The sequence below is a fragment of the Sphingomonas sp. SDUR79 genome, from assembly GCF_056821745.1.
This window is the reverse complement of record NZ_JBPDIN010000001.1, coordinates 630,707-654,928: the sequence shown is the minus strand read 5'-3', so window position 1 is coordinate 654,928 and position 24,222 is coordinate 630,707. Positions and strand designations below refer to the sequence as shown.

Annotated in this window: 23 protein-coding genes; 12 read left to right on the top strand and 11 right to left on the bottom strand. The window is 66.6% G+C overall.

The genetic code is table 11. From position 1 onward, the window contains the following. Window positions 1-80: 80 nt before the first annotated feature. From ACRYLO_RS03030 to ACRYLO_RS03020, 3 genes are read left to right on the top strand one after another with little or no spacing between them, the layout of a single operon-like run. Window positions 81-1,187: a flagellar basal body P-ring protein FlgI gene (locus ACRYLO_RS03030; protein ID WP_482658805.1), complete on the top strand. Its 1,107-nt coding sequence runs from the start codon at window positions 81-83 to the stop codon at window positions 1,185-1,187. After that, window positions 1,187-1,486, top strand: a complete 300-nt coding sequence (locus ACRYLO_RS03025; RefSeq protein ID WP_294017198.1) for a rod-binding protein — start codon at window positions 1,187-1,189, stop codon at window positions 1,484-1,486. Before ACRYLO_RS03030 ends, ACRYLO_RS03025 begins: the two co-directional genes overlap by 1 nt. Further along, on the top strand, window positions 1,476-1,895 hold the full coding sequence (locus tag ACRYLO_RS03020) for a hypothetical protein (RefSeq protein ID WP_482658804.1): 420 nt from the start codon (window positions 1,476-1,478) through the stop codon (window positions 1,893-1,895). Before ACRYLO_RS03025 ends, ACRYLO_RS03020 begins: the two co-directional genes overlap by 11 nt. Before the next feature lie 63 nt (window positions 1,896-1,958). On the opposite strand, the gene ACRYLO_RS03015 is transcribed toward ACRYLO_RS03020, so the two are convergent. Then, window positions 1,959-2,375: a flagellar basal body protein gene (locus tag ACRYLO_RS03015; protein WP_482658803.1), complete on the bottom strand. Its 417-nt coding sequence runs from the start codon at window positions 2,373-2,375 to the stop codon at window positions 1,959-1,961. A 4-nt stretch (window positions 2,376-2,379) separates the two neighbouring features. After that, window positions 2,380-5,046, bottom strand: coding sequence for an NHL repeat-containing protein (locus ACRYLO_RS03010; RefSeq protein WP_482658802.1), 2,667 nt, complete (start codon window positions 5,044-5,046; stop codon window positions 2,380-2,382). A gap of 104 nt (window positions 5,047-5,150) precedes the next feature. On the opposite strand from ACRYLO_RS03010, the gene ACRYLO_RS03005 reads away from it, so the two are divergent. The 8 genes from ACRYLO_RS03005 to ACRYLO_RS02970 all read left to right on the top strand — a co-directional run bounded on the left by ACRYLO_RS03005 (window position 5,151) and on the right by ACRYLO_RS02970 (window position 15,029). Next, on the top strand, window positions 5,151-6,182 hold the full coding sequence (locus ACRYLO_RS03005) for a flagellar motor switch protein FliG (protein WP_482658801.1): 1,032 nt from the start codon (window positions 5,151-5,153) through the stop codon (window positions 6,180-6,182). Between the two features lie 10 nt (window positions 6,183-6,192). Continuing rightward, the gene (locus tag ACRYLO_RS03000) at window positions 6,193-6,873 is read left to right on the top strand and encodes a FliH/SctL family protein (protein ID WP_482658800.1); all 681 of its coding nucleotides are present in this window, start codon (window positions 6,193-6,195) and stop codon (window positions 6,871-6,873) included. A gap of 227 nt (window positions 6,874-7,100) precedes the next feature. After that, window positions 7,101-8,717, top strand: coding sequence for a flagellar basal-body MS-ring/collar protein FliF (fliF, locus tag ACRYLO_RS02995; protein ID WP_482658799.1), 1,617 nt, complete (start codon window positions 7,101-7,103; stop codon window positions 8,715-8,717). Between the two features lie 56 nt (window positions 8,718-8,773). Then, window positions 8,774-9,088, top strand: coding sequence for a flagellar motor switch protein FliN (gene fliN, locus ACRYLO_RS02990; RefSeq protein ID WP_482661662.1), 315 nt, complete (start codon window positions 8,774-8,776; stop codon window positions 9,086-9,088). Window positions 9,089-9,090: 2 nt separating this feature from the next. Continuing rightward, window positions 9,091-10,377 (top strand): sigma-54-dependent transcriptional regulator, encoded by a 1,287-nt coding sequence (locus tag ACRYLO_RS02985; protein ID WP_482658798.1) that lies wholly within the window; start codon window positions 9,091-9,093, stop codon window positions 10,375-10,377. 15 nt (window positions 10,378-10,392) lie between these two features. After that, window positions 10,393-12,474, top strand: a complete 2,082-nt coding sequence (gene flhA, locus ACRYLO_RS02980) for a flagellar biosynthesis protein FlhA (protein WP_482658797.1) — start codon at window positions 10,393-10,395, stop codon at window positions 12,472-12,474. 42 nt (window positions 12,475-12,516) lie between these two features. Then, on the top strand, window positions 12,517-14,361 hold the full coding sequence (locus ACRYLO_RS02975; RefSeq protein ID WP_482658796.1) for a flagellar hook-length control protein FliK: 1,845 nt from the start codon (window positions 12,517-12,519) through the stop codon (window positions 14,359-14,361). An 11-nt stretch (window positions 14,362-14,372) separates the two neighbouring features. Beyond that, a complete protein-coding gene (locus ACRYLO_RS02970) occupies window positions 14,373-15,029 on the top strand; it encodes a flagellar hook assembly protein FlgD (RefSeq protein ID WP_482658795.1) in 657 nt (218 codons plus the stop codon). A gap of 4 nt (window positions 15,030-15,033) precedes the next feature. On the opposite strand, the gene mmsB is transcribed toward ACRYLO_RS02970, so the two are convergent. From mmsB to ACRYLO_RS02940, 6 genes are all read right to left on the bottom strand, one after another. Then, window positions 15,034-15,921: a 3-hydroxyisobutyrate dehydrogenase gene (gene mmsB / locus ACRYLO_RS02965; RefSeq protein ID WP_482658794.1), complete on the bottom strand. Its 888-nt coding sequence runs from the start codon at window positions 15,919-15,921 to the stop codon at window positions 15,034-15,036. Window positions 15,922-16,040: 119 nt separating this feature from the next. Beyond that, window positions 16,041-16,817, bottom strand: coding sequence for an enoyl-CoA hydratase (locus ACRYLO_RS02960; RefSeq protein WP_482658793.1), 777 nt, complete (start codon window positions 16,815-16,817; stop codon window positions 16,041-16,043). Between the two features lie 112 nt (window positions 16,818-16,929). Then, a complete protein-coding gene (locus ACRYLO_RS02955; protein ID WP_482658792.1) occupies window positions 16,930-17,970 on the bottom strand; it encodes an enoyl-CoA hydratase/isomerase family protein in 1,041 nt (346 codons plus the stop codon). Beyond that, window positions 17,967-19,112: an acyl-CoA dehydrogenase family protein gene (locus ACRYLO_RS02950; protein WP_482658791.1), complete on the bottom strand. Its 1,146-nt coding sequence runs from the start codon at window positions 19,110-19,112 to the stop codon at window positions 17,967-17,969. The genes ACRYLO_RS02955 and ACRYLO_RS02950 overlap by 4 nt, the downstream gene beginning before the upstream one ends. 14 nt (window positions 19,113-19,126) lie before the next feature. Then, a complete protein-coding gene (locus tag ACRYLO_RS02945) occupies window positions 19,127-19,528 on the bottom strand; it encodes a hypothetical protein (protein WP_482658790.1) in 402 nt (133 codons plus the stop codon). 62 nt (window positions 19,529-19,590) lie between these two features. Further along, window positions 19,591-19,737: a hypothetical protein gene (locus tag ACRYLO_RS02940; RefSeq protein ID WP_482658789.1), complete on the bottom strand. Its 147-nt coding sequence runs from the start codon at window positions 19,735-19,737 to the stop codon at window positions 19,591-19,593. 165 nt (window positions 19,738-19,902) lie between these two features. Here ACRYLO_RS02940 and ACRYLO_RS02935 point away from each other — a divergent pair, with 165 nt between their 5' ends. Then, window positions 19,903-20,571 (top strand): hypothetical protein, encoded by a 669-nt coding sequence (locus ACRYLO_RS02935; protein ID WP_482658788.1) that lies wholly within the window; start codon window positions 19,903-19,905, stop codon window positions 20,569-20,571. 50 nt (window positions 20,572-20,621) lie between these two features. Here the strand turns inward: ACRYLO_RS02935 and ACRYLO_RS02930 are convergent, their stop codons facing one another. The 3 genes from ACRYLO_RS02930 to ACRYLO_RS02920 all read right to left on the bottom strand — a co-directional run bounded on the left by ACRYLO_RS02930 (window position 20,622) and on the right by ACRYLO_RS02920 (window position 24,100). Further along, window positions 20,622-21,548, bottom strand: a complete 927-nt coding sequence (locus ACRYLO_RS02930) for a polysaccharide deacetylase family protein (RefSeq protein ID WP_482658787.1) — start codon at window positions 21,546-21,548, stop codon at window positions 20,622-20,624. Continuing rightward, on the bottom strand, window positions 21,545-22,510 hold the full coding sequence (locus ACRYLO_RS02925) for a polysaccharide deacetylase family protein (RefSeq protein WP_482658786.1): 966 nt from the start codon (window positions 22,508-22,510) through the stop codon (window positions 21,545-21,547). The genes ACRYLO_RS02930 and ACRYLO_RS02925 overlap by 4 nt, the downstream gene beginning before the upstream one ends. Before the next feature lie 75 nt (window positions 22,511-22,585). Beyond that, entirely contained in the window at window positions 22,586-24,100 is a 1,515-nt protein-coding gene (locus ACRYLO_RS02920; protein WP_482658785.1) for a CoA-acylating methylmalonate-semialdehyde dehydrogenase, read from the bottom strand. Window positions 24,101-24,222: the final 122 nt, after the last annotated feature.

Here is a 24,222-nt window from a genome sequence, read left to right as displayed (position 1 = left end):
TCTCTTCTCCGCGCAGACCGGAACGGCCTTACTCTTTCTATAAGAAGATTAACGGCGTTCCGGAGACGATGGACAGGTTTATGCACATTTTGAGGTTCCTGCTGCTGGCTCTGGTCCTGGCGGTGCCCGGCACCGCCGCGGCAAACAGCGCGCACCGCATCAAAGACATCGTCGATATCGAGAATGTCCGCCCCAATCAGCTGGTCGGATATGGTCTCGTCGTCGGCCTTGCCGGTACCGGTGATCGCACGCGCAACACGCCCTTCACCGAGGAATCGATGCAGGCGATGCTGGAGCGCATGGGCGTCAATGTGCGCGGCTCGCAGCTCAAGACGATGAATGTCGCCGCCGTATCGATCACCGCGTCCATGCCGCCCTTTGCGCGCGCCGGATCGCGCATCGATGTGACGGTGTCGGCGATCGGCGATGCCACCAGCCTGCAGGGCGGGACGCTGATCGCGTCCTCGCTTCGCGCACTGGATGGCGAGATCTATGCCGTGGCGCAGGGCCAGGTTTCCGTCTCCGGCTTCAAGGCGCAAGGCGCGGCGGCGAGCATCAGCCGCGGCGTTTCGACCTCTGCCCGCATCGCCGATGGCGCGATCATCGAGCGCGAGGTGCCGTTTGCGCTGCGCAGCGCGACGAGCCTGAAGCTGGCGCTCAAAAACCCCGATTTCACCACCGCCAACATGATCGCGGGCGTCATCAATTCGACCTTCGCCGGGACCGCCGAGGTGCTGGACCCGGCCACCGTGGAGTTGAAGCCCGGACCGGGCTTTCCCGGATCGGTCGTCGATCTGGTCGCCCGGATCGAAAACCTGCCCGTCACGGTCGATCAGCCCGCCAAGGTGATCGTCAACGAAGCATCGGGCACGGTGGTGATGGGCGCCAATGTCCGGATCAGCCCGGTCGCGATCGCGCAGGGCGGTCTCACCATCAGCATCGCCGAAACGCCGCAAGTGTCGCAGCCCGCACCGCTGTCGCAGGGGCAGACCCAGGTCGTGCCGCGCACTCAGGTGACGGTCGATGACGGCACCGGTCGTTCGCTCGGCACGCTGGGCGGCGAAACCTCGCTCGCCTCGCTGGTTGCCGGCCTCAACGCGCTCGGCGTCAGTCCGCGCGATCTGATCACCATTCTTCAGGCCGTAAAGAGCGCCGGCGCGCTCCAGGCAGATATCGAGGTGCAGTGATGAGCCCCCTTTCCACCCCCAGCGCTGCGACCACTGGCGCTGCGCCGAGCATTCCGACGCCCAAGAGCAAGGAAACCGCGCAGGCGTTCGAGGCGACCTTTATCGGCCAGATGACCCAGTTGATGCTGGAGAGCGTCGAGGAGGGCGAGTTTTCCGGCGGGCATGGCGAACAGATGTTTCGCGGCGTGCTCGCCGAAAATCTCGGCACCGCCATCGCGGCAAAGGGCGGCATCGGCCTGGCCCCCGCCGTGATGGACCAGATCATCAAGCTGCAGGGGGGCAACCCACATGGAAACTGAACTTCTCGACCTGTTCCGGTCGCTGGCGTCGATCAGCGAGGAAGAAACGATGCTGCTGGCGCAGGGCCGTCGCGGCGAGATCGCGGGGCTGGTGCAGGCCAAGATACGGCTGGTCGGCGCGGTCGACCATGAAGTGGCACGGCTCGACCGCACCAGCCCCGACTGGCGCGATACGCTCGACCCGGGCGTGCGTGCCGAACTGGCCGAGCTGGCCGCGCGGCTGCGCGACATCTGCGCCGCAAATGGCGCTGCGCTCAAGCGTCAGATCGACCTGTCGGACGAGATGATGGCGGAAATCGCCGCCGACGCCCGCCGCCGTCGCGGCAGCGGTAGCGGCGCCTATGGCGCATCGGGCGGAATGGCCTTTGCCGGGACGGCGGTTCCGATCTCCGTCAACGCAAGCTTTTGAATCGCGGTAAAAAAGGGGGCGTCCCGGCCGGGACGCCCCCTTTTTTGCATGCGGTGCGTCGCGTCAGCCGCCGCCCTTGCGGCCGAGCGCCGACTGCATCAGCCCCTGGCTCTTGCGATAGAGGCTGGTCATCGCGGCGAAGTCCGCCTGGATCTGGCCCATCTTGAGCAGCTGATCTTCTAGCGTGACATTATTGCCGTCGGGCTTGGTCTCGCTGGTATTGGCGTCGAGCATCACGCTGCCCGCCGAGATCGGCGCGCGCGCGCCGAGTGCGGCCATGCTGCCGGTCAGCTGAACCCGCGGCCGCGCGATCGATGCGCTGCTGTTGCCGGTGTTGATAAGGTCGCTGAAGTCGGGCGCGCGCACGTCGCGCGCCTTGAACCCTGGCGTTTCGCTGTTGGCGATATTCTCCGAAAGCACGCGCTGGCGTTCCGAGAGATGCTTCATGTTGCGGGCAATCCCGCCGATCAGATCAGTCATGCTATCAGAACCCTATGGAAGTCGAAGGGCCGGAGGCGAGGCGGCTGAGCGCTGCCTGGTAATTCGCCATCTGCGCCTGTTCGCGCGCGGTGTTCCCGCCCTTGCGTGCGCCTTCGACCAGTGCCTGTTTGCCATCGTCCCAATAGAGCGATCGATAGCCGGTTTGAGACACAGACAGCGCGGATTTGAGCTTGGCGAGCGCGGCAGTCGCCGACTTCTGGTCCGCGATCGACAGGCCGGGGTTGAGGCCGAGACCGAAGCTGCCGCCCGGACGGACGCGCGGTGCATCCTTGTCGATCGGGTCCATGCCGGACACGCGCGCGGCTGGCAGGCCGAGCTTTTCCAGTGCATCGCGCCCGGCCGGACCGGCGACGAACTCGATGTCGATCCCCGCCTTAGGTGCCACGCGCAGCATCGCGCCATCGTCCTTCTTGGGCGTGGTCACCAGCGCTTTCGATCCAGTGATCTTGCGTACCTTGTCAGCCAGGCTGGCGAGCGTCTCTTCCTTTGCGATCGTGATCGTGCGGACCACGCCGCCGGCGACGCGCATCTGGAAGCTGTCGCCCTCGCGCAGGCTCGACCCGGTGGTCAGGCGCAGCGAGCCTTCCGGCGTCGCAACGCCGCGACCAAGGCCGAGCGCGTCGACCTTGCTCGACCCGCCGTCCGACGCGGCGACGCGCACCGGCTCGGTGCGCAGGGTCGGCTGCCCAAATTGCGTGACCTTCTCGACGCCGCCGCTGGCCGGATCGATCCGAGCGACGAAGCCATCGGTGGGACCGCTGCGCGTCCCGCCAAAGTCGCCCGTCGTGCGACCGCCGACATAGAGCTTCCCGTTGCTGAACGCGAGGCTGTCGACCTGTTCATTGCCGCCGGTGCCGAGATAGGTAACCGCCATACCGGCACCGTCCGCCGCGAGCCGCGCGACGAACCCGTCACGGCCGCCCGTGATGCCGTTGACCTGGGTTCCCGACAGCGCCGAAAGCGTGGTTCCGCCGATGGCGATCGATCCGTCGGGCGCCATGGCGATCGCGCGTGCATCGGCAGTGCCGAGGTCGATCGTATCGAGCACCGTCCCGGGGCTGGCCGGATCGAGGAAGCGCAGTTTCGATGTCGCGCCTTCCTTGGTCAGCGCGGCGAGGCGACCATCGGCGGTCATCGCCATGGCGGTGATGCTTTCATCGCCCGCGCCGGGCAGCTTGACCCGCTGTGTCACCGCTCCCGTGCCGCTGAGCCGGGCGACGAATGCGTCACCCCCGCCCTGCCCCGCGCGCCCGCCAACCAGAATGGCGCCGTCATCGGCGATGGCGATGCTGGTGGCGCGATCCTCTCCGGCTGAGCGGATGCGGCTGGCGAACATCTCGTCGCCATTGTTTCCATAGCGGGCGACGAGCATGTCGGCGTCCGCGCTGGCCCCGTCGAAACTGCCCGACACCGTCCCGGCAACGACGATGTCGCCATTCTCGGCAACGGTCACGGCAGCACCCGACGCGCTGTCGGCGGCACCCAGGGCGCGTTGCCACACGACATTGCCGACGCTGTCCATCTTGGTGAGATAAAGGTCCTGCGTGCCCGCGGCGCGGAGCTCATCGAGATCGCCTGACGCCGTTCCGACGACATAGGCAAATCCATCGGCGTCGGTTGCGACCGCGTCGGTGGTGGTCGCCACCGCCTTGGTCGTCAGCCGGTCCTTCGCCTCGATCGTCGCCAGCGTCTTGTTGGTCATCGCCGCTTCGGGATCGTCGATGCGCAGCACCCGCGCGGCGGTCGGCGTTTCGAGGCCGGTGCGCCCGGTCGCGACGATCAGCGCGTCGGGGGCGTCGACCTGATCGATCGACACGCTTTCCAGGCCCTGGCGGTTGATGCCCATCGCCCAGCCATCTTCTTCGGTCTTTTTGGGCTCGAACGTCACTTTCCACTTGGGCGCGGGTGTGCCGTCGGTGTTGAGCACGATGTTGCCGCCTGCATCGCGCATCGGGATATTGGCGATCGCCTGATTGACCAGGTTCGCCACGCTGTCGAGCGTCGGTGGCTCGGGCAGCGAGCCGAGATCGATCACGACCGTATCGACGCTGCTGCCGCGTTCCAGCGTGACCCGGAACCGTTCGGTCCCCGACATTTGCGAGAGCACTTCATCGCGCTTGGCGACAACGCCTTTGCCCGACACGCTGACCGTCAGCCCGCCGGTGCCCGGCGCGACGACCGTGCTCTCGGCGCGGCGCACCGGCTGCCCGAAGGAAAGCTCCAGCTTGTCCGACGGAGCGGTGCCCATATAGGTCTGGAGGTCGGCGAGACCCTTGGCGAAGGTAGAGGCGAGCTGCCCGCGTTCGGTGGCCGACAGGCCGGGCTTGGCCGCGGTCGTCGCCAGAATATTGAGGCGATCGAGCGCTTTCCAAGTCGTGAACGCCGACTGCACGTCGGTCGGCAGCGCGCGCACGCCGGTCAGCGGCTTGTCGATGATGGTGGCGAGGCGGCGGATCGTGGCGATCTGGGTCGAGATCGATCCGGTGGATCCGGCCTCACGCCAGGGGGGTGTGGTTTCGGGCAGGGTGAACTGAGCCTTGGCCTCGCGCACGGCCTTGCTTTCCACCGTCAGGCCCGCGCCCGAGGTCGAATACCAGCTCGTATCGGCACCCAGCAGGGTCAGTCCCGCCAATCCCGAATTGATGTTCATGTTCCTGTCCTCACGCGACCGGAAACCCCCTTTCGAGTCCATAATAGAGGGGTCGTGCGCGAAACCGACGGGTTAACCACGAATAAATGCAGGGGAACTAGACGATGATGATGACTCCGGTCGCGGAACCGCCAGAATTTAAGCGGCTGAACCAGCGGGAGCGTGCTGCGGCGCTGATGCTCGCGCTGGGCCAAGAGCATGGTGCCCCGATCTGGGAGCAGCTGTCGATCGACGAGGTCAAGGAGCTGTCGCAGAGCATGTCGCAGCTCGGGCGAATCCCGTCGACCCTGATCGAATATTTGCTCAACCAGTTCCAGGTCGAAATGTCTTCGATGAGCTCGTGCCATGGCTCTTACGAGACGACCGAGCGGCTGCTCAACAGCGTGCTCGACGCCGATCGCGTCAAGGAGATCATGGAGGATATCCGCGGTCCGTCGGGCCGGACGATGTGGGACAAGCTGTCCAACGTCAACGAAGGCGTGTTGGCAGGATATCTGCGCAACGAATATCCCCAGACAATTGCCGTGATCCTGTCCAAACTCAGGTCCGACCATGCCGCACGCGTCCTCGGCGCGCTGCCCCGCGACATCGCGGTCGATGTGGTGCAGCGGATGCTGCGCATGGAAACCGTGCAGAAAGAGGTGCTGGCACAGGTCGAAGCGACGCTGAGAACCGAGTTCATGGCCAATTTCGCCCGCGCCCAGCGCCGCGATCCGCACGAGGCGATGGCCGAAATCTTCAACGCCATGGACCGCTCGACCGAAGAAAGCATGCTGTCCGCGCTCGACGCCCGCTCGCCCGACGCCGCCGACCGCATCCGCTCGCTCATGTTCACCTTCGAAGATCTCGGCGGCCTGCTCCCGGCATCGATCGCGGTGATCGTCCGTCAGGCCGACAAACGCCAGATGGCGCTGGCGCTGAAGGGCGCGCCGGAGAATATCCGCTCGCTGTTCTTCTCCACGATGACCGAACGCTCGGCCAAGCTGCTGCGCGAGGATATGGCCTCGATGGGCCCGGTGCGCGCGCGCGATTGCGAAGAGGCACAATCCGCCCTGGTCCGCCTGGCCAAGAACCTCGCTGATATGGGGGAGATCGTGCTGGTCGATCCCAAGAGCGACGAAACGATGATCATCTAGGGGACGGCCGATGGACCTATCGTTCAGCACCAAGCCGTTCGGCTTTGACCGCGTGTTCACTGCGCGCGAAGCGAACCGCACCGTCGAGCACGAGGACACGATCTCGCTCGTCATCAAGATCGAGGCGCTCGAGGATGAACTGACGCATCTGCGCAAGATGCAGAATGAAGAGCTTGCCCGTGCGCGCGCCGATGCGTTTCAGGCCGGGCTCGATGCCGCCCGGTCGGATCGCGACAATGCCCTGCTCGCGGCCATGGATGCGCTTCAAGCCGGGGTCGAGGGCATGGTCGAAGAACGCGCAGACTTCCGCGCCGACACCGCGCGCGAAGCGGCCGAACTGGTGCTCGCGGTGGCGCAGCATCTGGCCGGCCATCCGCTGCTCGCTTCGCCCGCTCAGGCGATCGACGATGCGATCGGGCGGGCACTGGCGCAGGTGGCGCGCGGCACCGAACTGGTGGTGCGCATCCACCCCGATATGGCCGAGCAGATCGAGGAACGGATCGCCGCGCGGCAAGCCAATGACCGCCGCCGCCTGAACCTGCATGTCACCCATGACCCCTCACTGGCCAGCGGCGATGCGCGGATCGAGTGGGACGAAGGCGGCCTGACGCTGGACCGCGCCATGCGCGAGGACGCGGTGCTGCGCGAACTCAACAATCTTTTTCCGGTTGGCGACGGTCCAGCCGACTGATCCTCTATCAATAGCGTGTCGGACGGCTCGGCTCCCCTGCCCGGCCACCGCCGCAATCGGCGCCCCCGGACTTCCCCCGTCCGGGGGCGCTTTTGTTTGCGATCCAGCGGGCCGGTGCCGCAGAAATCCACTCGGCAATTTTTTCCCACCGGCAAAACCTGCCGCGCCGCCGCCATCTATAATTGACCTGAGGAACAGGCAGTTCCGGCTGGTTGATAGGGTGCCGCTTGGAGCAGGTTAAAGGGCTGATCGCACAATTGGGGGCCAAACGGCTCATCATCATGGGCGGCGTCGCGGCATTGATCATGGCGGCGCTGGCGATGGTCGCACTGCGCGGCGAGAACACCACCATGGGGTTCCTCTACACCGACCTCGACCCGTCGGCGGCGGCCGCCATCTCGGAAAAGCTCAAGTCGCAGAACGTGCCGTTCGAACTGTCCGCCGACGGCACCGCCGTCATGGCTCCGGTCGACAAGCTGGCTGAGCTGCGCATGGCGATGGCCGGTGAGAAACTTGGCGGCAAGATCGGCTATGACGTGCTCGACGAGGAACAGCCCTTCGGCGTGTCCGCCAGCCGCGCCAAGATGAACGAAACCCGCGCGATCGAAGGCGAGCTGGTCCGCTCGATCCAGAGCCTCGACGCCGTCTCGGGCGCGCGCGTGCATATCGTGATGCCCGAGCGCGCGATGTTCGCTGCGGAGGCCCGCCCGGCTACCGCATCGGTCACCGTCAAGACCAAGGGCCGCCTGCCCGCCGAGACGATCCAGGCGATCCGCTACCTCGTCTCCTCTGCAGTGCCTGAGCTCTCGCCGGAATCGGTGTCGATTGTCGACCAGTCGGGCGCCCTGCTCGCCCGGGCCGGGGAACAGGGCGCGGCGGGGGGCGGCAGCATCGACGAACGCCAGTCGCAGATCGAAGCAAAGATGCGCGAGGAGATTGTCGCGCTGCTCGAACCGATTGTCGGTCAGGGCAAGGTCCGCGCCGAAGTGGCGGCGCAGATCGACCGCGACGCGACGCGCGAGGAATCGAACGTCTACGACCCCGACAAGCAGGTCATTGCGCGCCAGGTGACGGTCGAAAGCGACGACCAGACCAACGAGAACAGCGGCGAACAGGCCGCGACCGTGGGCAACCAGCTGCCCGAAGCGCAGCAGCAGCCGGTCGGGGCCAATGGCGGCGACACGCGGCAACAGGCGCGCAAGGAAACGTCGGAAGACGTGACCTATGCCAACAGCGCGACCCGCAGCGTCGTGACGCGCGAACCTGGCAAGCTGACCCGGCTGTCGGTCGCGGTCACGGTCGACGGTGGCGCGCAGGGCCTGCCCGAAGCGCGCAAGCAACAGCTGACCCGGCTGGTCGAGAATGCCGTCGGCATCGATACCGAGCGCGGCGACAGCGTGGTGGTCGAAAGCCTCGCCTTTGCCACCCCGGCCGAACCCGCCGATGCGCAGGCCGCCTGGTACAGCTTCTTCACCTCCGATCAGGTGGTGGGACTGCTCAAGATTTTGCTGGTCGGTGTCATCGGTCTGATCGTGCTGCGCATGCTCCGCTCGCGCGCGAACAAGGAGGCCGAGGGCGAGGCCGGCCCGCCGATGCTGCCCAGCGATCAGAATGCCGACATGCTGGCGATCGCCCAGCAGGCCGCCGAAGGCGACCCGGAGGCGCTCAAGCAACTGGAAGCGATGCAGGGCAATCGTCCCGACGTCCCCCTGCTCGACCATGATGTCCAGCTCAACAATGTCGATGGCCAGATCAAGGCGTCGCACCTGCGCAAGATCGGCGACATGGTCGCCAGCAACGCGCCCGAGGCGACCGCCGTGATCCGCCAGTGGATGAACGCATGATGGAGACCCCGATGTCCGAACCCGGCGAACCGATCGAGAGCCACGAAAGCGGCGCGATGATCGAGAGCGAGGCACCCCCGTCTTTCGAGGAATTCGCCACCGACGCCCCCGTCGCCGATACCGGCCCCGCCGGGTCGCTGTCCGCGGTCAGCGAGGTGCCGGTCCGCGTCCAGGCCGTGCTCGGCCGCGCGCGTGTGCCGGTTGGCGAGCTGATCCGGATGAAGTCGGGCATGGTGCTCGAACTCGATCGTCGCGTCGGTGAGCCGGTCGATGTCTATGTCAACAACCGGCTGGTGGCGCGCGGCGAAGTGATGCTGGTCGACCATGCGCTCGGCGTCACGCTCACCGAAATCGTCCGTCAGGAAGGCTGAACATGCAGCTTCGCCTGATGATCGTCGGCGCCAGCAGCGGCCCCTTTGGCGAGGCTGCGCGCATGGCGCAGAGCCTGGGCGCCGAGGTGACGATCGCCGAGACGCCGTCCGAAGCGCTTGAGCATCTGCGCGAGCGCGGCGCGGGATTGGTGATGATCGATGTCGACAGCGACGTTCCCGGCTTCATGCGCGCGCTGATCACCGAGCGCTTTGCCGTGCCGGTGCTCGCCTGTGGCATCGACGCTCCTGCCGAACGCGCAGTGGCCGCGATCCGCGCCGGTGCGCGCGATTATATCCCCCTGCCCCCCGATCGCGAACTAATCGCGGCCGCGATCGCGCAAATGGCGCAGGCCGATTTCGCGCCGATGGTTGGCGAAGACCCTGCCTGGCTGCGCGCGCTGGACTTTGCCCGCGCGATGGCCCCGGCGCACGCCCCGATCCTGATCAGCGGCGAGCGTGGCACCGGCAAGGAGCGCGTCGCACACGCCACCCATGCCGCGTCGGGCCGCTCGGGCTTCGTGACGGTCGAATGCACTGGCGTCGCGCCGGAAGTGTTGCATTCGGAGCTGTTCGGCCACGCAGCGGGCGCGTTTGAGGGCGCGCTGGCCAGCCGTCGTGGCGCATTCGCCACCGCCAGCGGGGGCACATTGTTCCTGCGCGACATGGATCGCCTGCCCGCCGCGCTCCAGCTTGACGTGCTCAAGGCGATGGCGGCACCGGGCGCGCCCAATGTCATCGCCAGCACGCGCCGCGATCTCGCCGCGATGGTCGATGCCGGGCAGTTTCGCGGCGACCTGCTCGCCCGCTTTGCGCTGGCGACCGTCGCGCTGCCGCCGCTGCGCGCGCGCGGCGGTGACATCCGCCTGCTGGCGGCGACCTTTGCCGCGCGCTTTGCGGCGATGCAGTGCCTGCCCAGCCCGCTGATCGACCCGGCGACCGAAACCTTGCTGACCAGCCATGACTGGCCGGGCAATGTCGCCGAGCTGCAGGACGCGATGCACCGCGCGGTGCTGTTGTCGCCCGACGGCTATATCGGTCCGGAAGCAATCGTGCTGGCGGACGGATCGCGGCTCGCGCCGCCCGCACCGACCGCGGGCAAGCCGGTCATCGCCTCGCTCGTCGGTCAGACGGTGGAGGAGGTCGAGCGCCAGCTGATCCTGCAGACGCTCGAGCGGTGTCAGGGCAACCGCACCTCTGCCTCCCAGATCCTGGGCATTTCGGTCCGCACGATGCGCAACAAGCTCAAGGCCTTTGTCGAGGCGGGCATTGCGGTCGTCCCGGCAACCTGACGTGGAACTCATTCGATGAACGGACTCAACAGCTTTCTTTCGCGTCTGGGCAATGGCCGCGACATCGCGCTGGCGGTCGGCGTGCTGGCGATCATCGGCACGCTCGTGCTGCCGATGCCCGGCTGGATGCTCGACCTGGGCCTGGTCCTGTCGATCACCCTGTCGGTCATGATCCTGATGACGGCGTTGTTCATCGAAAAGCCGCTGCAGCTGTCGGCATTCCCGACGATCCTGCTGATCGCGACGATGCTGCGGCTGGGCCTCAACATCGCCTCGACCCGCCTGATCCTGGCGCATGGGCATGAGGGCGCGCATGCCGCCGGCGGCGTGATCGCGGCGTTCGGCGAGTTTCTGATCGGCGGCGAGCCGGTGATCGGCATCACCATCTTCGCGATCCTGATCGTCATCAACTTCGTCGTCATCACCAAGGGCGCGGGCCGCATTGCAGAAGTCGCCGCGCGCTTCAGTCTCGACGCGATGCCCGGCAAGCAGATGGCGATCGACGCCGATCTGTCGGCCGGCATGATCACCGAGGAACAGGCCCGCGCGCGTCGCCAGGAAGTGGAGGCCGAAAGCGGCTTCTTCGGCGCGATGGACGGTGCGTCCAAATTCGTGAAGGGCGACGCGATCGCCGCTCTGCTGATCACCGCGATCAATGTGATCGTCGGCCTGATCATCGGCGTCGCCGTCCATGGCGTGCCGTTCGGCGAAGCGTTTCACAGTTACACGCTGCTGACCGTCGGCGAAGGGCTGGTCAGCCAGGTTCCGGCGCTGGTCATTTCGATCGCCGCTGGCCTGATGGTGTCGAAGGGCACGCAGGCGGGGAAGACCGGCACGGCACTGGGCGAGCAGCTGGGTCGCTATCCGCAGGCGTTCGGCATGTCTGCCGTACTGCTCGGCGCCCTCGCCCTGATGCCCGGCCTGCCGTTCCTGCCGTTTGCGATGTTCGCGGCAGGCACAGGCTATGCCGGCTGGTATCTCGCCAAGCGGACCAAGGAACGCGCCGCCCTCGCCGAACGCATCGCGCAGGTCGAAGAAGCCGAGGCCGCTGCCACGGTCGAGGAACCGATCTCGCGCACGCTGGCGATCGACGCGGTGCGGATCGAGATTGGCTATGGCCTGCTTCCGATCATCAACGACGCCGCGCGCGAACCGCGCCTCGACGATCAGGTCCGCGCGCTGCGCCGCCAGATGGCGACCGAGTACGGGTTCGTCCTCCCTTCGGTCCGCATTATCGACAATATGGGGCTGCAGGCGAACCAGTATGTCATCTACATCAAGGAAACCGAGGCAGCGCGCGGCGACATCCGGCTCGACCGCCTGCTTGTCATCAATCCCGGCGACGGTCCGGCGGGCATCCCAGGCGAACCGACGCGCGAGCCGGTGTTCAACCTGCCCGCCCTGTGGATCGACCGCGAGCTGCGCGAGGAAGCGGGCTTCCGTGGCCTGACCGTGGTCGATGCCGGCACGATCATCACCACGCACCTGACCGAACTGGTCAAGGACAATATCGCCGACATGCTGAGCTATACCGAGGTACAGAAGCTGTTGAACGAGGTGCACACCGACTCGTCCAAGCTGGTGGCGGAGATCATTCCGTCGCGTATCTCGATCTCGGGTGTGCAGCGCATCCTGCAGAATCTGCTCGGCGAAGGCGTGTCGATCCGCGACGTGCCGACGATCCTGGAGGGGATCGCCGAGGCCGCGCCGATCACCACCAACCTGACCCAGATCACCGAACATGTCCGCGCGCGCCTCGCCCGGCAGATCTCCGCCACCCAGTCGCGCGAGGGGGCGATCCCGATCGTCACCCTCTCCCCGGAATGGGACGCGGCTTTTGCCGAGAATATCATGGGCCAGGGCGACGATCGCCACCTCGCCATGCCGCCGTCGCAGCTGCAGGGCTTCATTGGCGCGGTCCGCGACACCTATGACCGGATGGCGAACAGCGGCGAAATCCCGTGCCTGCTCACCAATCCCACGATCCGCCCATTCGTGCGCAGCGTGATCGAGCGGGTACGCCCGGCGACCGTCGTCCTGTCGCAGAACGAAATCCACGCCCGCGCCCGGGTGCGCGCGCTCGGCACGATTGGTTAAGCGATGCGACCGGACGGCACGCCGCACCTCTATGAAAGCCCTATGGTGCCGAACCTCCTGCCCTTTTCCGCTGCCGTGACCACGGGTGGCGGGCCGACTCCGACGAATGTAATGGGGCCGGTGGCGGAGCCTGGCTTTGCCACCATGCTGGCACCGCTAGCGACTCCCATGTCGCAGGAGCGTCTGGACAAGGGGATTGCCGTGCTGCCGCTGGCCACGCTGCGGCTGGTGGGACTGACCGATGCTGGTGTCATCGAGCCCGCCGAAGTCGCGCTTCCCGAAACGCTGGCAGTTACCGATCCGCTGGCGGTGCCGGTCATGCCGGTCATTGAGCCGAAGCCGGTGGTGCCCGAGCCTGCGCCAGTTGCCGAAAGCACCGGCGAAACGCCCGTGCCCCCCGCTCCGATCGTCAAAGCAACTGCACCGGGTCCCTCACCCGAGGGTGGGAGCGTGACGGTCGTCGACGGGCCGGACAAGGCCGCCTTGGCGGTCGTGCCACAAACACCGGACACAGCCTCGGTCCCCGAATTGCCACAGACGCCGATCACGGATGCGCCGACCGCACCGACCGCGATCGCAAAGCCCGCGCCGCCTACGGCTGGCGTTGACGGCACGGTCACCACCGTGGACCGCCCCGACAAGGCTGCTCTGCCAGCGCCTCCGACCGGGACCGACGCGCCGGTCACCCCGGTGGAGAAGCCGGCGGAACCCGCCCCTGTGGTCGGCCCACAGGGCGGCACCGCAACGACCGTCGAGCCCGTGCGCAAAGCTGCCATCCCGACGCCGGTTCAGCCCAAGGCGATCCCGACACCGGAAGACGGCAGCGTCGCGGTGATCGATGGGCCGCGCAAACCGATCATCGACCCGGTGCCGGAAGCGGCGGTCGAAACCGCGCCGCTTGCAGTTGAACCGGTCGCAGTGGCGCCCGCCGCCGACGCGCCGCCTGCAGTCGAACCGGCTCCGGTAACTCCAGCCCCGGTCGAGGACGGAACGACACCGCCCGAGACGCCGACAGATCAGAACCCGACCGAGGCACAGGCACCCGCCATGACAACGGCCCACGCCACGCCGATAGCGCCGATCATCGTCGAACCCGCCACGTCGGCACCGGCTCCCGCGACGGTCGAAGCGCAGACTGCGGCTGCGGCACCCGTCGCGCTTCGTGCGGTCGAACCTGCCCCGGTTGACATCGCCAGCGACGCGCCCGCCGATGATGGTGCATTCGATACCCTCCTTGCCACCAAGAGCGATGCCGACACCGATACGCTGCAGACCACCAGCGACACGGGCGGCGACGCGATGAACCGCGACGGCAACCGCCAGCCGACTCCGCAGCCCGCCGCTCCCGCCCCGGCAGCAGCACAGGCTGCGGCAGCCCCGCTCCCCGCCTTCGACCCGCTCGCAGCCGCCGCTCCTCAGAGCACGACGCAGACGGGTGATCCCGCCGCGACCGAACCCCGCGCCCGCGCCAGTGCACTTGGTGAGGATGTCGGCGTCGCCATCATCCGCCATGCCGACAGCGGTTCGGGCGAGGTGCTCGTGATCCGGCTCGACCCGGCCGAACTGGGCAAGATCGAGGTGCGGTTGCGGATGGACGAGGCACGGCAGCTGAGTGCCGAGGTCACCGCCGATCAGCCCGCCACGCTCGACCTGTTGCGCCGCGATTCCGATAACCTCACCCGCGCGCTCAACGATGCCGGCTTCCGCGCCGACGATCAGAGCCTGCGCTTCGACAGCCGTGGCTTTGGCCAGAGCGACCAGCAGGCCCAGCAGGGCCGCCGCGTCGCCAGCCGTGCTTATCTGAACGACGGCGATGCCGCCAACGCTCAGTCCACCCCCTCCCCCGTCCAGGTCCGCAGCGCGGGCCGGGTCGATCTCGTCGCCTGAAGGAGCCGATCATGGCCGTCACCGCCACCTCCGCCGCCACTACCGCGACCGACACCAATTCGACCAACGCGCTGGGCAAGCTCGCCACCGACGCGACGATGTTCCTGCGCCTGCTGACCACGCAGATGCAGAACCAGGACCCGCTCGATCCGATGGACACGTCGGAGTATACCCAGCAGCTCGTCCAGTTCTCGCAGGTCGAACAGTCGATCCAGCAGAACGCGTCGCTCAAGTCGATCCTGACCGCGCTGACCTCCGACAATCTGGTCGGCGCGGCATCGGTGGTGGGCAAGGTCGCGAGCTTTGGCAGCGATCAGGCAGGCCTTACTGCGACCAGCCCGGCGCAATGGACCTATGCCACCAGCCGCCCGGCCGAAACGGTCGTCGCGACGATCAAGAACGCGTCGGGCGCGACGGTCCACACGATCAACCTGACCGGGTCGGAGGGCGAGCTGGTGTGGGACGGCACGCTCGACAATGGCACCCGCGCGCCCGACGGCGCTTATAAGCTCGAGATTTCGGCCAAGGACACGACCGGCGCGAGCGTGCCGGTGTCGATTTCCGCGCGCGGCCTGGTCAAGGAAGTCGCCCAGGATGCGTCGGGCATGACGTTCCAGGTCAACGGCGTCTTCTACAATTCGGCGACGCTGATCCGCCTGACGCAGTGAAGCGTCAGGCCCCGCGCGCCTCCAGCATCTTGATGATGCCGGAAAAGTCCATGCCCGCATGGCCCTCATCCGCGAACTTGCCATAGAGTTCGGCGGCGCGCGCGCCCATCGGCGTGTTGGCGTGGACCGTCTCCGCCGCCTCCATCGCCAGCTTCAGATCCTTGAGCATCAGCCCGACCGCGAAGCCGCCCTGATAGTCATTGTCGGCGGGCGATTTGGGGCCGACGCCGGGCAAGGGCGCATAGCTGGTCATCGACCAGCTCTGCCCCGACGACACCGAGCTGATGTCGTAGAAGGTCTGCGGATCGAGCCCGAGCTTGCGCGCGAGCAGGAACGCCTCGCACGTCGCGACCATCGTCGCGCCGAGCAGCATGTTGTTGCAAATCTTCGCCGCCTGCCCCGCGCCATTGCCGCCGGCATGGATCACCGCCTTGCCCATGTCGGACAGGAACAGCTCGGCGCGCTCGAACGCCGCATCGCTGCCGCCGACCATGAAGGTGAGCGTGCCGCCCGCCGCCGCCGCGATCCCGCCGGAGACGGGCGCGTCGACCGCCATCAGCCCCTTGGTCGCCGCCGCATCGGCGACGCGGCGCGCGGTGTCCACGTCAATCGTCGAACAGTCGATCAGGATCGCCCCGGTATCCGCCGCGCCGAACACACTGTCGGCATAGACCTGTTCGACATGCCTGCCCGCGGGCAACATGGTGATCACCGCCTCGGCCCCCTGCGCCGCCTCTGCCGCGCTGGCGACGGGCAGGCATCCGGCGGCCTTGGCGCGCGCGAGCGCCTCTTCGCTCAGGTCATAGGCGCGGACGTCATGCCCCGCCCTCGCCAGGTTCGCGGCCATCCCGCCGCCCATATTGCCAAGACCGATAAATCCTACGCGGGCCATCATCACTCTCCCCTCCCGCTTGCGGGAGGGGCCGGGGGAGGGCCTGTCTTCCGCGAGCGGTGTCTTTGAATAAGAGGGACAGGCCCTCCCCTAACCCCTCCCGCGAGCGGGAGGGGGACTTATTTACCCGTCCAGTTCCCCGGACGCTTCTCGACGAACGCCGCCATGCCTTCCGTTTGGTCAGCACTCCCGAACAGGCCGTGGAACAGGCGGCGTTCGAACTGGACGCCCTGCGCCAGGCCCGTTTCGAACGCGGCGTTGACCATTTCCTTGTTCGCCAGCACCGCCAGCGGGGCCATCGACGCGATCGTCGCCGCGGTCTTGAGCGCTTCGTCCAGCAGTTCGGCGGCGGGGACGATGCGGCTGACGAGGCCAGCGCGCTCCGCCTCTTCGGCGCCCATCATGCGGCCGGTCAGGCACATCTCCATCGCCTTGGCCTTGCCCACCGCGCGGGTCAGGCGCTGCGATCCGCCCATGCCGGGCGCGACCGCCAGCTTAATCTCGGGCTGGCCGAACTTGGCCGTGTCCGCCGCGAGGATGAAGTCGCACATCATCGCCAGTTCGCACCCGCCGCCGAGCGCAAAGCCCGACACGGCGGCGATGATCGGCTTGCGCGTGCGGGTGAACTGATCCCAGCCGGCGAAGAAATTGTGGCCGTACATGTCGGCAAAGCCCTGCGCCTGCATCTCCTTGATGTCGGCTCCGGCTGCGAACGCCTTTTCGCTGCCGGTCAGCACCGCGCAGCCCTGTGACGGGTCGGCATCGAACGCGGCGAAGGCGGCGAGCAGGTCGGACAACACTTCGCTGTTGAGCGCGTTCAGCGCCTGCGGGCGGTTGAGCGTCACCAGCGTGACGGCGCCACGCTGTTCGACGAGGATGGTGTTGTAGTCGGTCATCTTGTTCCTTTCTCCCCTCCCGCTTGCGGGAGGGGTCGGGGGAGGGCCTGTTTCTTGGGGACGGTGCCCGTGACAGGCCCTCCCCCAGCCCCTCCCGCAAGCGGGAGGGGAGTTAAGCCGGCGTCCACGCCGCATCCTCGGGGAGCGGCGCGAAGATCTGGTCGATCAGATGATCGCTTACTCCCTCTGGCGTGGCGGGATCCCAGCGCGGGTGGTTGTCCTTGTCGATGATGAGGGCACGGACACCTTCGATGAAATCGTGGCGCTGCACGACGCGGGTGGCGACTGCATATTCCTGCCGCATCTCGTCCTCGAAGGTCGGCATGGTCACGCCGTCCAGCAGCAGCTTGAGGCTGACCTTCATCGACTGCGGGGATTTGCCCGCGATATCGGCGCGCTGCTGCATCGCCCAATCGCCCGGATCCGCTTCGAGCGCGGCGAGGATGTCTTCCAGCCTGTCGCTCGCGAACAGGCGGTCGATTGCCTCACGGTGGGCGAGGATGCGGGCGTCGGGGGCGGGAACGGATAGGTCCGCCAGCACCGCGTCGATCGCCTGCGGGTCGGCGACGATCCGCGCCTTGGCATCGTCCAGCCGCTCGGCCGGCAGATAATGGGTGGCGAGGCCGAGCGCCAGGCACTCCGCGCCGTCGAGCCGGTGACCGGTGACCGCAAGATACTGGCCGATGCGGCCCGGCAGGCGCGAGAGATACCAACCGCCGCCGACGTCCGGGAACAGGCCGATGCCGGTTTCCGGCATCGCGAACTTCGTGTTTTCGGTCGCGACGCGGAAGCGTGCGGGCTGGCTGAGGCCGACGCCGCCGCCCATCGTGATGCCGTCCATGAACGCGACGATCGGCTTGGCGAAGGTGAACAGCGCGTGGTTCATCTGATATTCGACGCGGAAAAAGTCCCGCGCCGCCGCGCCATCGTCCGCGCCGCTGGTGGCGAGCATCCGAATATCGCCGCCCGCGCAGAAGCCCCGACCTTCGGCATGGTCGATCATTACTGCCTCGACCGACATATCGCTGCGCCACGCCGCCAGCGCATCGAGGATCGCGGCGCACATGCCGGTGTTGAGCGCATGGATCGCCTTGGGCCGGTTGAGCCGGATGCGGCCGACGCGGCCTTCTGTAGAGATCAGGACATCGGTCACTGGCGGGTCAGCTCCCGCCCGACGATCATCCGCATCACCTGATTGGTCCCCTCCAGGATCGAATGGACGCGCAGGTCGCGCCAGAAGCGTTCGATCGGGTAATCCATCAGATAGCCATAGCCCCCATGCAGCTGCAACGCGCGGTCGACCACTGCAGATCCGGTGTCGGTGGCGAAGCGCTTGGCCATTGCGGCGAACTTGGTCTTGTCCGGCGCGTTGGCGGTGACCTTGGCGGCGGCGAGGTAGAGCAGCGCGCGCGCCGCCTCCAGCTCGGTCGCCATGTCGGCGAGCATGAACTGGGTGTTCTGGAACTCGGCGATGGCGGTCCCGAACTGCTTGCGGTCTTTTGTATAGACAATTGCCTCATCAAGGCAGCGCTGCGCCCCGCCGAGCGAGCAGGCGCCGATGTTGAGGCGACCGCCATCCAGCCCCATCATCGCGATGCGGAAGCCTTCGCCCTCGGCGCCGATCAGGTTTTCGACCGGCACACGGACATTGTCGAACATCACCTGTCGCGTCGGCTGCGCATGCCAGCCGAGCTTGCGCTCGTTCGCACCGAAGCTGACGCCCGGCATGTCCTTTTCGATAGCGAGGCATGAAATGCCCTTGGGGCCATCGACGCCGGTGCGGACCATCGTAACATAGAGCTCATTTTCGCCCGCGCCGGATATGAACTGTTTCGACCCGTTGACGATGAAATGGTCACCGTCGCGTTTCGCCGTCGTCTTGAGCGCTGCGGCGTCGGAGCCTGAGGACGGCTCGGTCAGGCAATAGCTTGCCAGCCAGTCGGCGGTGACGAGTTGCGGGAGATATTTGTCCTTCACCGCCTGCGACCCGAAGCGGTCGATCATCCATGCGGCCATGTTATGGATCGAGATGAACGCGCTGGTCGCGGGGCAGCCATAGGCCATCGCCTCCATGATCAGCGCCGCTTCGAGCCGACCCAGGCCGATTCCGCCGCTCTCCTCGCTGACGTAGATCGAGCCGAAGCCAAGTTCGGCGGCGGCCTTCACCGTCTCGCGCGGGAAGATGTGTTTTTCGTCCCATTCCGCCGCATGCGGGGTAATCGCGTCGGCGGTAAAGCGCTGCGCCATCTCCTGAATTGCGCGCTGGTCTTCGGTAAGGTCGAACTGGTCGGTCATTGCATCCTCAATCATCATTTCTTGCAGCGGCGATACCATTGGCTACCGGCATCGCCCTCCGACAACACCATCCGCCCCGGTTCGGTGCCGAGGCTGAGCTTTGTCGCGATGGTCATGCGGTTACGTCCCTCGGGCGCGCTGAACACGCCCGCGATCATCGTGTCGCTGACTTGCTCGACCCGTTCAGCGGTGGCCGTGACGGTTTCCTTGCGCCAGTCGGCGGTCTGGACGATCTTTTCGCTGTCGATCTGAAGCTGGGTCGTCGCGTCGGGAAAGTCCGGATCGTCCAGCCGCCAGCAGCCGTGCAGCGCGACCGGGATCGGCGGGATCGGCACGATGCCGCTCGGCTCCGGCGCAGGCTTGCCGTCGCTCGGGAGGACTAAATTGACCGTCACGGTCGCGCTGTCGTTCGTCATGTCACCAGCGGAACAGCCAGCAAGCGCCAGCGTTGCCATCAATGACGTACAAGCCAAACGGTTCATTTCTCCTCTCCCATCACGCGTTTCCCAAACAACGCATTGGCGATGCGCAGGTCGTTGCGGTGGTACCAGCGCGGCGCGGGCAGGCCCTTCTCCCACGCCAGTGCCTCGATCAGCGTGCCCTGGGCATGCGGCAAGTCGGACACGGCGTCGCGGGGCGCCAAAGCACCTAACGCGCCAAAATTCATTTTCACTCTTGCCATTTTTCCTGGTCCGACGCACCTAGCTGACACCGGTATCAGTTGTCTGACAACTTCGGGCAATGCGGCTGGAACCGCGCGATGAATGCCGGACCTTAGGAGTGGGACGTCATGAAGATCACGAACACGCTCGTATCGCCCCGGAACTGCGCCCTTGCCGGGGCTGTCGCCGCGATGGCGGTGGCCACCGCTGCCTATGCCTATACGACCGACGTGGATGCGCGCGGGCAGATTCAGAATATCAGCGGCGGCCACCGCTTCATCATTCAGCAGCGGACCGACAGCACGCCGGGTCGGGCAGAGTTGCGCGGCAGTTCGAGCACGACGGGCAGGTCCGCGTCGGGCCGGTTCAGGCTGGTGAGCGGCGGCAAATGGGTCAGCCTGATGCAGGTGCTGAACGTCGTTGCGGTCGGCCAGACTTCTGGCCCGTCCGAGCCGGTGACCCAGCTTGCCATCCGGCCCAAATCGGGCTCGTCGAACCTCGAATTCTACATCGTCCAGGGTGGCCAAGTGTGCAACGGCGCGCCGGCGGTGACCGTCGGCACCTATTACACCATCAGCATGTCGGTCAGCGCGGGACAAAGCCCCTCTTACTATATCAACGGAGTTAAGTGCCAGAAATCGAACCCGGACGGCGATCGCGCGGGCACGGTCTATGACGGCGGCCAGCTCAAGACCGGACGCCATTTCTACGCGAAGATGGGTGCCTACAACACGTCGAGCAACCAAACCAATAGCGGTGGCAACTCGACCGTCGAATGGACCGAGATCAACATCTGACGGATACATGGCCGCGCTTCGGCGCGGCCATGGACCGACCGGGAGGGTGGTCACTGCCCCTCCCCCAACACCCGCCGCGCAAACAACGGATTGGCGATGCGCAGGTCGTTGCGGTCGTACCAGCGCGGCGCGGGCAGGCCCTTTTCCCAGGCCAGCGCCTCGATCAGCGTGCCCTGGGCATGCGGCGTGTCGGGAGCGGCGTCGCGGAGCGGGTCGGCATAGGCTTCGTCGGCGGTGACGATGGTCCAGCCCTTTGCCTTCAGCGCCTTGACCAGATCGCCGATGAACAGAGCGGCGATGTCGGTTTCGTGGAGCAGCATGACGTGGGCGGGCGAGCGGCCAAGTGTCCTGACGGCGAGCGCGTCGTAGAACTCCGCCGCCTCGACATGGCTTTCGACATAGAGATCGCGCAGCGCCTTCATGTCGATCGTTTTGCCTGCCTTCTTCGCTGCGATGGTCAGGCTTTCGATATTCCAGTCCGATGATTCAGCCGTGACATAGCCGTTGATCAGCCCGCGCCCCTTCAGCCCTGCACGGATCGCGTCGCGCTTGACCTTGTCCTTGCCGCCCTCATCCAGAAACGGGAAACGGAACCACGGGCGGTAGCCGGGGCGGGGTTTCAACCAGGCTTCGGCGCGGTCCAGATCGGCGAGATAGGCGTCGGCGTCGGTGCTGGCGAGCTTGAGGTGCGACCAGCTATGGTTGGCGAGGACATGGCCTGCCTTCACATAGCGGTCGAGATTGGCGAGACCGTCGCCATGGCCGGGCTGGCCGATATTGCCGGGGTTCACGAAGAACACCGCCTGTTTGACGCCCGCCCGCCTGAGCGCGGCGGTGAGCTTCTTCGCCCGGTCGTCGGGATCGAGGAACGCCCCGGCCCCGCGTGGCGCATCGTCAAAGCTGAGCGCAATCCGCTTTTGCGCGGCGGCGGGGAACGCGACAAGCATAGCGGCGAGCAACGCCGCGACGATCCTCACTGGACGCGCCCTCCCTGCATCACTCGCTCCTCAAACAGCCGGTCGGCGATGGGGCCGTCGGTGCGGTCGTACCAGCGCGATCCCTCCAGCCCCTTTTCCCACGCGAGCATCTGGATACGGGTGCCGTTGGCGAAATCGACCTGTGGCGTGCGGCGGGCGATCGGGTCGTCGAATGCCTCATCCGCCGTGACGATGGTCCAGCCGGCCTTGCGCAGCCCGGCGACCATGTCGGGCAGGAACAGCGCGGCGAGGTCGGTCTCGTGGAGCAACAGCACCTGTGCCGGATGGCGGCCGGTGGCACGCAGCGCGAGGCTGTCGGCGAACTCCGCCGCGCCGACATGGGTCTCGACATACAGATCGCGCAGCCGCGCCATGTCGATCGTCCGCCCCGCGCGCTTCGCCGCGATCGTCAGCCGCTCCATGTTCCAGTCATAGCCGTCGGCGGTGACATAGCCGTTGATCAGCCCGCGCGCAGCAAGCCCGTCGCGCACCGCCTGTGCCTTGCCCGCATCGCGCCCACCTTCATCGAGGAACGGGAAGCGGAACCACGGGCGATAGCTCGAACGCCCGCGCAGCCACGCCTGCGACTGGTCGATATCGGCGAGGTAGAATTCGGCGCTGACCCGCGACAGGCCGGGATGGCTGCAGGTGTGGTCGGCAAGGACGTGGCCCGCCGTCTCATACGCACGGACCAAAGCGCCGTCGCGATCGCTCTGCATCCGGCACGGGTTGATGAAGAACGCGGCCTGCCGCACGCCTGCAGCCTCCAGCGCCGCGATCAGCTTCGGCCCGCGTTCCTCCAGCGTCAGGAATGCCCCCGCCCCGCGCGGGGTATCGTCAAAGGTGATGGCGATGCGCTTGTCCACGCGCTCAGGCTCGCCCGCCGACAGCGCAAGCGGTGCGGCCCACGCGATGAAGGTGAGCGCCGCAACCGCCACGATTATCCGAAACAGCCAGACCAAGCCGCATCCCCCGCAGACCCGGAAAGATGGTTAGCATGGTCTCAAGCGATTCTCGAACTCCGCGGCGCATCCACCTCATCCCATCGTGGGAATGACGAAGGCGTTGGCGGCGTCCCCCACGCCGCCATCGGGCCAGCGCTGGGTGATCGTCTTCACCTTGGTGAAGAACTTGACCCCCTCCATGCCGTGCTGGTTGGTGTCGCCGAACGCACTGCGCTTCCATCCGCCAAAGCTGTGATAGGCGACCGGCACGGGGATCGGCACGTTGATGCCGACCATGCCGACATTGACCCGCGCAGCAAATTCGCGCGCGGCGTGGCCGTTGCGGGTGAAGATCGCGACGCCATTTCCATATTGATGGTCGCTCGGCAGGCGCAGCGCCTCCTCGAAATTGTCGGCGCGGACCATCTGGAGCACGGGGCCGAAAATCTCCTCCTGATAGGAACGCATCTGCGGCGTCACGCGGTCGAACAGGGTCGGGCCGACGAAGAAGCCCTCCTCATGCCCCTGCAGACTGAAGCCGCGACCGTCGACGACCAACTCGGCGCCCTCATCGACGCCCATCTGGATATAGCTTTCGATCTTCGCCTTGTGCGCGGCAGTCACCACCGGGCCGTAATGCGCCTCGGCATCGGTCGACACGCCGATCCGCAGCGCCTCGATCGCGGGCAGCAGCTTTTCGCGCAGCGCGATGGCGGTCTTCTCGCCGACCGGGACCACCACCGGAAGCGCCATGCAGCGCTCACCGGCCGATCCGAAGGCCGCGCCGGCAAGGTCGTTGACGACCTGATCGAGGTCCGCGTCGGGCATCACGATGCCGTGGTTCTTCGCGCCGCCCATCGCCTGAACGCGCTTCCCCGCCTCGACACCACGGCGATAGACATAATGCGCGATGTCGGACGAGCCGACGAAGCTGACCGCCTTGATCTCGGGGTGATCGAGGATCGCGTCGACCATCTCCTTGTCGCCCTGCACAACCTGCAGGATGCCGTCTGGCAGACCGGCTTCCTGCATCAGTTCGGCGAGGCGCACCGGCACGCTGGGGTCGCGCTCGCTGGGCTTGAGGATGAAGGCATTGCCACAGGCGATGGCGACGCCGAACATCCACATCGGGATCATCGCCGGGAAGTTAAACGGGGTGATGCCCGCGACCACGCCAAGCGGCTGGCGCATCGAATAGACGTCGATACCCGGGCCCGCCCCTTGGGTGTATTCGCCCTTCAGCACATGCGGGATGCCGCAGGCGAATTCGATCACCTCCAGCCCACGCTGGATATCGCCCTTCGAATCCGCGATGACCTTGCCATGTTCGGCGCTGAGCAGATGCGCCAGCTCGTCCATGTGGTTCTCGACCAGCGCCTTGAACGCGAACATGACGCGGGCACGGCGCTGAGGGTTCGTCGCTGCCCAGCCGACCTGCGCCGCCAGCGCCTTCTGCATCGCGGTTTCGAGGTCGGCGGGGCTGCCGAGCGTCACCTGTGCCTGCACCGCACCGCTATTGGGGTCGAACACGTCCGACCGGCGCGTGCCGGTGCCGGCGGTCGCCGCGCCGCCGATGAAATGGGTGATCTCGCGAACGGACGTCGCCATGATGCCTCTCCTTGTTGCGGCGCTCATGCACCCGCCAGCCCTTGCGCGGCAAGTCCACAAGTTACGATTGTTACTGGTTTGTCGCATTCACGTCCAGAAAATCCCGGAAATCCGCCATTTGT

Coding starts and splice junctions, on each gene's coding strand:
- ACRYLO_RS03000 (WP_482658800.1), top strand. CDS start 6,193: ATGGACCTATCGTTCAGCACCAAGCCGTTCGGCTTTGACCGCGTGTTC.
- ACRYLO_RS02920 (WP_482658785.1), bottom strand. CDS start 24,100: ATGGCGACGTCCGTTCGCGAGATCACCCATTTCATCGGCGGCGCGGCG.
- ACRYLO_RS02950 (WP_482658791.1), bottom strand. CDS start 19,112: ATGACCGACCAGTTCGACCTTACCGAAGACCAGCGCGCAATTCAGGAG.
- ACRYLO_RS03020 (WP_482658804.1), top strand. CDS start 1,476: ATGGAAACTGAACTTCTCGACCTGTTCCGGTCGCTGGCGTCGATCAGC.
- ACRYLO_RS02960 (WP_482658793.1), bottom strand. CDS start 16,817: ATGACCGACTACAACACCATCCTCGTCGAACAGCGTGGCGCCGTCACG.
- ACRYLO_RS02945 (WP_482658790.1), bottom strand. CDS start 19,528: ATGACGAACGACAGCGCGACCGTGACGGTCAATTTAGTCCTCCCGAGC.
- ACRYLO_RS03030 (WP_482658805.1), top strand. CDS start 81: ATGCACATTTTGAGGTTCCTGCTGCTGGCTCTGGTCCTGGCGGTGCCC.
- ACRYLO_RS02985 (WP_482658798.1), top strand. CDS start 9,091: ATGCAGCTTCGCCTGATGATCGTCGGCGCCAGCAGCGGCCCCTTTGGC.
- ACRYLO_RS03010 (WP_482658802.1), bottom strand. CDS start 5,046: ATGAACATCAATTCGGGATTGGCGGGACTGACCCTGCTGGGTGCCGAT.
- ACRYLO_RS02935 (WP_482658788.1), top strand. CDS start 19,903: ATGAAGATCACGAACACGCTCGTATCGCCCCGGAACTGCGCCCTTGCC.
- ACRYLO_RS03015 (WP_482658803.1), bottom strand. CDS start 2,375: ATGACTGATCTGATCGGCGGGATTGCCCGCAACATGAAGCATCTCTCG.
- mmsB (WP_482658794.1), bottom strand. CDS start 15,921: ATGGCCCGCGTAGGATTTATCGGTCTTGGCAATATGGGCGGCGGGATG.
- ACRYLO_RS02970 (WP_482658795.1), top strand. CDS start 14,373: ATGGCCGTCACCGCCACCTCCGCCGCCACTACCGCGACCGACACCAAT.
- ACRYLO_RS02975 (WP_482658796.1), top strand. CDS start 12,517: ATGGTGCCGAACCTCCTGCCCTTTTCCGCTGCCGTGACCACGGGTGGC.
- flhA (WP_482658797.1), top strand. CDS start 10,393: ATGAACGGACTCAACAGCTTTCTTTCGCGTCTGGGCAATGGCCGCGAC.
- ACRYLO_RS03025 (WP_294017198.1), top strand. CDS start 1,187: ATGAGCCCCCTTTCCACCCCCAGCGCTGCGACCACTGGCGCTGCGCCG.
- fliN (WP_482661662.1), top strand. CDS start 8,774: ATGATCGAGAGCGAGGCACCCCCGTCTTTCGAGGAATTCGCCACCGAC.
- ACRYLO_RS03005 (WP_482658801.1), top strand. CDS start 5,151: ATGATGATGACTCCGGTCGCGGAACCGCCAGAATTTAAGCGGCTGAAC.